The 6,841-nt window shown below is 25.8% G+C and carries 5 protein-coding genes and 1 pseudogene; 2 read left to right on the forward strand and 4 right to left on the reverse strand.

Annotated elements, in window-relative coordinates:
- From M0D11_RS04800 to M0D11_RS04815, 4 genes and pseudogenes are all read right to left on the reverse strand, one after another.
- On the reverse strand, positions 1 to 264 hold a 264-nt coding region (locus M0D11_RS04800), incomplete at its 3' end, for a hypothetical protein (protein ID WP_252320592.1).
- Between the two features lie 224 nt (positions 265 to 488).
- Positions 489 to 2,057: a hypothetical protein gene (locus M0D11_RS04805; protein ID WP_252320594.1), complete on the reverse strand. Its 1,569-nt coding sequence runs from the start codon at positions 2,055 to 2,057 to the stop codon at positions 489 to 491.
- A 20-nt stretch (positions 2,058 to 2,077) separates the two neighbouring features.
- A protein-coding gene (locus M0D11_RS04810) for an IS5 family transposase (protein WP_438811371.1) occupies positions 2,078 to 2,867 on the reverse strand; the annotation gives its coding sequence in 2 pieces (ribosomal slippage) (positions 2,078 to 2,605 and positions 2,607 to 2,867; 789 coding nt in all).
- Positions 2,868 to 2,934: 67 nt separating this feature from the next.
- Positions 2,935 to 3,081, reverse strand: a pseudogene (locus tag M0D11_RS04815) (transposase); the annotation flags it as partial.
- A gap of 321 nt (positions 3,082 to 3,402) precedes the next feature.
- Between M0D11_RS04815 and M0D11_RS04820 the strand changes: the two are divergent.
- Positions 3,403 to 4,398, forward strand: a complete 996-nt coding sequence (locus M0D11_RS04820; RefSeq protein WP_252319878.1) for an IS3 family transposase — start codon at positions 3,403 to 3,405, stop codon at positions 4,396 to 4,398.
- A gap of 299 nt (positions 4,399 to 4,697) precedes the next feature.
- Positions 4,698 to 6,839, forward strand: coding sequence for an ATP-dependent Clp protease ATP-binding subunit (locus M0D11_RS07285; RefSeq protein ID WP_252320599.1), 2,142 nt, complete (start codon positions 4,698 to 4,700; stop codon positions 6,837 to 6,839).
- Positions 6,840 to 6,841 lie beyond the last annotated feature (2 nt).

Raw genomic sequence — 6,841 nt, forward strand, 5'->3', positions numbered from 1 at the left:
ACCAGCAGCACCAATAATAGTACCTCTAACAGCACCTTCAGGAATCCCTTCATAAGCCCCCTTAACAAGTCCTTTAGTAGACGCACAAATAATTTTTAACGTTTTTGCTGTTGTTGAATGCTTTGTTTTAAATTTTTTTCAGTATTTGTATTTTTTCTTAGTCATTTCTGGATGATAATTACTATCAACTAATATAAAATTAGTTTCATCTTTTTGTCTTTCATCTAAATCTGCAATTGCCTTTTCTACTTCTAATCAAGTCATTATTAACTTCTCCTTTTTTAAAAAAAATAAAAAAAACTCATTTACTTTTGAATAAGTAATGAGTTTAAAACTTATATTAAGTTTTAAAAAAATAATATCATATTTTCTATATTTAGTATAGAAAATTTAATTATTTTTATCAATATTACATAAATTTTTATACTATCTATATGATTAAAATTTAGTAAACTATATCTATAATGACTAGACTTACCCCAAACTGCTTACTTTTTAATTTTCTTTCTTCTTAATATTGCTATAACTACTGGAATAGCAATAATAACTAATAAAAAAGTACTACCAATAATTATAATATTTCAATTATTAATTAAAGTTGTTGTTTTTGGTTTTATTTCTGGTAAGGCAAAAGGGTTATTTTTATTTTTTTCATCATGTTTAACATTAGCATATAAATGAGTAATTAAATCGTGCTCATAAAACAATAATCAATAACGTAATTGACCTGGATTTAGTACATCAATTGCACAATCTATATTAGTGGTTTCTTGTAAATACTGATTAAAATCAATACCAGATTGACTATTAGCAAAATTAGTAAAACCAGAAAACTTAGTTGATAAAGGATTAATATTATAAATATTTAAATATTGTCTTGAAGAACTATCAACTTTATCATTTACTATTCTTTGTAATAAATAAATAGTATGATCTTCAGATTGATATGTTTTTAATGGTTGATTTGAAATAGGTGTTACCTTTTCTTCTTGTGGAACAAGATTATCATCAACACGCTGATATATTCATTTATCTTCACTAACATTAGCAGTAATAACAGCTTCTGATTTAATTTGACTAAAAGCAATCATTTGTAAATTACTATTTTTTTCTTCATTAATAAAATATTGATGAATTAATGAAGATTTATCTTCTTTTTCATTAATAACTTGAATGTCTGGCATAGAACTATTAATAGTAAGTGTTTCTTGTCTTAAAACGGTACTACCATCACTATCATTTCATTTAACATTATATATAGTGGGTTTATTTTTACTATAATCTTGGTTTAAAATAGCATAGTCAAAAGTTTTATTACTATTAGTTTTAACAATTTTTTTTATTTCTCTGTTTTCATTATTAATAGAAATTTCTAATCCTGATTTTTTAAAAGGAGGATGCACATAAAAAACAAATATTTCATTACTAAAACTATCCTTAGTATTTGCAAATGGTCCAATTGGAAATATTTTAGCACGCGTTTCAAAATTAGATTTTTGAAAATTAGTACTTGGTTGTAAATTATATGGAACTTCCATTAAAGTATTAATGTCACTTGCTTCATATATTGTTGCAAAAAGTCCTGCATCAATACTTTCTTTAATTGTTTGATGATATTGTAAAATTAAATTATTACTTTTTTCATTAAAAGTATGACCAAAAGCACCCGCAGTAAGAAAACCTTGTGCATTTTTAAAATAACTACTATTATCATTAATAATACTTTTTAATTGACTATAACCTTGATCATTAATAATATCATTGGTTTCAATATTACTATGTGTTCAATCATTATTAATAATTTGATCATAACTATCAAAATTAACATTTAATGGTGTACTTTTAACATTATTATATAAATATTGTGAATCATTATTTCAAGATTTAATACTATTAACTAAGTTACGATTTGATGACTTAACAGTAATATGAAAGCCGCTAACTTTACTATTACTAGTTTGATGATTTTTATTATTAAAACTAATACTTAATACTGAGGTTACTAATAAACTGCTAACACTAAGTAATAAAATTAATTTTTGTTTAAATTGTTTCATAATATTTCCTTAGAACCTGTTTAGAATCTTTTTAATAAAACTGAAATAAAGGCAAGAACAACCATTTGTAAACTAGTATTTACTTTTCTTTCACAATTTTTTCATAATCTTCTGTATTTTTCTAATCAAGCAAAGCTTCGTTCTACAATTCATCTTTTTGGTAATACTACAAAAGTATGTAATTCATTACGTTTTATAACTTCAACATTTGCATTTATGATTGTTTTGATTTCAGAAGCAAATTTTTCACCAGTATAACCAGCATCTACTATTATTTTTTGAACTGCAGAAAGATTTTCTTTTTCATTTTCAATCATTATTATAGCACTATTACGATCTGTTTTTTCTGCTGTGGTTATGTAAATTGCATGTGGTAAGCCTTGAGAATCAACAACAATATGACGCTTTATTCCTGAAATCTTTTTACCAGCATCATAACCTTTATTTTCAGTAGTATCTGTATTTTTAACACTTTGCGAATCAATTATACAAAAACTGGTTTGTTCTTTGCGATTATTGTTGATTCGAACTTTTTTAACTAATTTTTTTTAAAATTAATTGCAATATACTAGGTTCTTTACCATTATTTTTACTTCAAATTTGAAAATAATAATATACAGTTTGTCATTTTGGAAAATTTTTTGGTAGCATTCTTCATTGACAACCACTTTTTAATACATATAAAATTGCACAAAATACTTCATATAAATCTAAATTTCTTGGTTTTGTTTTCTTTTTGCTATTTTCTAAAATTGATCTTATGTTCTCAAATTGTTCTTTGGTGACATGACTTGGATAATTTTTATGCATATATACCCCTTATCTTAAAATATATAATCATTTTACATTATTTTATAAAAGATTCCAAACAGGTTCTTATATTGTCAATTGCTAAATAAAATATTTTAAAAACTGACATATCGTTAGGAAAAACTTTTTTATTTCTGATGACTTTTCGTAATTGACTATTAACAGATTCAATAGCATTTGTGGTATAAATTACCCTTTTTATTTCTGCAGGATAACGGTGGTTGGCCCTAATTACTGGACCACTTTCATACTTTTTTTCTAAATTTTAATTTGTAAAATTGGTGGTTTTAGAAATTTAGAATGTATTCTTTCATAATTATAAAACATAACATATTGATTTACATCATTTATAGCTTCATTGATTGTTAAATATTGGTTTGAACCTTTGGGTAATCATTCTTGAGATAAATGTGAGAATCAGTTTTCTGATAGAACATGGCACTTGGCACTTAGCCCTTTTTACTAGACCATTAATTTAAAAAACCTGAATGTATTCGAAAAACAATTGTGTTATATAATTAACACTAATTTTGACATGAAAGGATTTTTATTAATGGATAAAATTAAACAAATAGAATTATTTATTAGAAAATTAAATATTAATCAAAAAATTAAAATTATTGATCATTGCAAGAATCAATATTCGATTAGACATCTTTCTCAATATCTTCAATTAAACAGATCAACATATTACTTTTTAAAAAACAAACAAAAACCTATTAAAAAAGAAATAAATCACCTTGATCATTGTAACCATAAATATCAAAAATTATGCAAATTTTTAATTGAATTTCATTCTACAAGAAAAGGTAGAATTTATGGATATTTACGAATTTTTTCAGCATTTAAAGAATGATTAAAACAAGAAAAAAACATTCACTTAAATATAGAATTATCAACAAAACAAATGCGAAAAATTATGAAAGATCACAACATCCAAGGTTTAAAACAAACTAAAAATAATAATAGTAAAAATAAAAAGACTGCACATAAATGAATACCTACAATGGATAAAGTCAACAAAAATTATAAAATCACAACTTCTTCTAATCAAATTTGATCAATGGATACTAAACAAATCAATACTAAAGAAGGCTGATTATACCTTTTGGTAATTATTGATTTTTATTCAAATAATGTTGTTAGTTATAATACTGCTTCTAATAAATCATATAAAGATTTAATAAAACCTGCTCTTGAAAAAATAACACAACAATTTTCTTTAAAACAAATCAAAAGCGTTATTTTACATTCAGATAATGCTGCTGAATTTTATTGCCAAGACATATCCAACTGAACTATTGACAAACAAATAATCTTAAGCAAAAAGCAACCTTATGATATTGGCGGTAATGTTCTATCAGAAAACTGATTCTCACATTTATCTCAAGAATGATTACCCAAAGGTTCAAACCAATATTTAACAATCAATGAAGCTATAAATGATGTAAATCAATATGTTATGTTTTATAATTATGAAAGAATACATTCTAAATTTCTAAAACCACCAATTTTACAAATTAAAATTTAGAAAAAAAGTATGAAAGTGGTCCAGTAATTAGGGCCAAGTGCCACCCATCCAATATCAATTCTTTTAAAAATATGATATATATTATTTACACGAGAAATATATATTTAAGATCTAAAATACCTACAAGATCTATCACAAATATTAATATTATATTAAGTTTCTTTAATTGAAAATACTTATCCCTAAGTCAATTAAATATAAAATTAGCAGTTACTACTTGAAACTGCTAATTTTATTTGTTAGTATATTAATATGATTAGCAATCAAGTAATTATAGTGCTAAAAAGAGGAGTGACATTATGCAATTAAATGAAATCCCTAACTATAGTAATGATCCTAAAATTCTTGATAAATTTGCTCGTAATCTAATTGTACAAGCTAAAACAGGAAAAATGGATCCTATTATTGGACGTGATGAAGATATTCGTAAAGTAGAAGAAATACTCTCACGAAAAACTAAAAACAACCCCGTCTTAATCGGTTTACCTGGTATTGGTAAGACTGCTATTATTGAAGGTTTAGCCCAACGTATTGTTCGTGGTGATGTTCCCAGTAACTTAAAAGATAAAATTATTTATGAACTAGATATGGGAGCACTAATTGCTGGCGCTAAATTCCAAGGTGAGTTTGAAGAACGATTAAAAGCGGTTATTAACCAAATTAAAAATTCTAATGGAAAAATTATTTTATTTATTGATGAACTACATTTAATTGTTGGTGCTGGTAGAACACAAGGTTCAATGGATGCTTCTAATTTACTAAAACCAATGTTAGCACGCGGTGAACTACGTTGTATTGGTGCCACAACACTTGACGAATATCGTCAATACATTGAAAAAGATGCAGCCCTTGAACGAAGATTTCGTAAGATGATTATTAAAGAACCAACAACAGAAGATACAACTGCTATCTTACGTGGTTTAAAAGAACGTTTTGAAGCTTATCATGGTGTCAAAATTCATGATAGTGCATTAAGAGAAGCTGTTTATCTATCTAATAAATATATTAATGATCGTTACTTACCTGATAAAGCAATTGACTTAATTGATGAAGCTTGTGCTAGTATTAAAACTGAAATTGCTTCGGTTCCTAGTGATTTAGATGATATAAGAAGAAAAGTCTTACAATTAAAAATTGAACAAGCAGCCTTAAGCAAAGAAAAAGATGAAAACTCGCAAACAAGACTAATTGAAGTCGATAAACAATTAAAAACTAAAAAAAATACTTTACAACAATTAGAAGATAAATGAATCAAAGAAAAGTCAGCATTAGACCATATTACTAGTTTAAAAAATAAATTAGAAAATGCTAAATCAGAATTAGAATTGTATCAATTATCAGGTAATTTTACAAAAGCTGGTGAACTACAATATAGTATTATTCCCAACTTAGAAAAAGAACTTAAAGATAGTGAAAATATAAAAAAAGATAATCCTTTACTACGCGAAGATGTTACTAGTGAAGATATTGCAAAAGTTGTTGCAAAATGAACTGGCATTCCTGTTACTCGTTTATTAGCAACCGAAAAAGAAAAATTATTAAAATTACCCTTAACTTTAAATACGAGAATTAAAGGTCAAAGTAATGCCCTACAGTTGGTAAGTGATGCTTTAATTAGAGCTCGTGCTGGCATTAAAGATCCCAATCGCCCAATTGGTTCATTTATTTTCTTGGGTCCAACCGGTGTTGGAAAAACTGAAGTTGCTAGAACCTTAGCTGATATTTTATTTGATAGCGAAAAAAATATGGTTCGTATTGATATGTCAGAATTTATGGAAAAACACGCAGTTAGCAAATTACTAGGTTCACCTCCTGGCTATGTTGGTTATGAAAACGGTGGACAATTAACCGAAAAAGTAAGAAGAAATCCTTATAGTATCATTCTTTTTGATGAAATCGAAAAAGCCCATCCTGAAGTATTAAATATTTTATTACAAATTCTTGATGAAGGTAGAATTACAGACAGTCATGGTCTCTTAATTGACTTTAAAAACACAATAATTATTATGACTTCAAATCTTGGTTCACAAGAACTATTAAGTGGTAAAGATAACAGCAAAGAGCAAGCATTAAATATCTTAAAAAAATCATTTCGACCAGAATTTATTAATCGAATTGATGAAATTGTTATCTTCAATCCATTAAGTAAAAAAGTTATAACAGAAATTATTATTAAAGAATTAGATACTTTATTATTGCGATTAAGACAAGAAAAAAATTTACAATTATCTTATGAATCAGAAGTAGTTAATAAAATACTAAAAGATGCTTATGATGAAGAATATGGCGCACGACCGATTAAACGCTATATTCAACACTATATTGAAACTATTATCGCACAAGCTATTATTAAAGAAGAACTAATACCCCACAAACGAATGGTAATTACTATCAATAAAGACAATATGTTTATTCTCAGTAAAAAAATAAAATTCAATTAAGT

It is taken from the genome of Spiroplasma endosymbiont of Lariophagus distinguendus (assembly GCF_023846195.1).
Classification (GTDB): domain Bacteria; phylum Bacillota_I; class Bacilli_A; order Mycoplasmatales; family VBWQ01; genus Spiroplasma_E.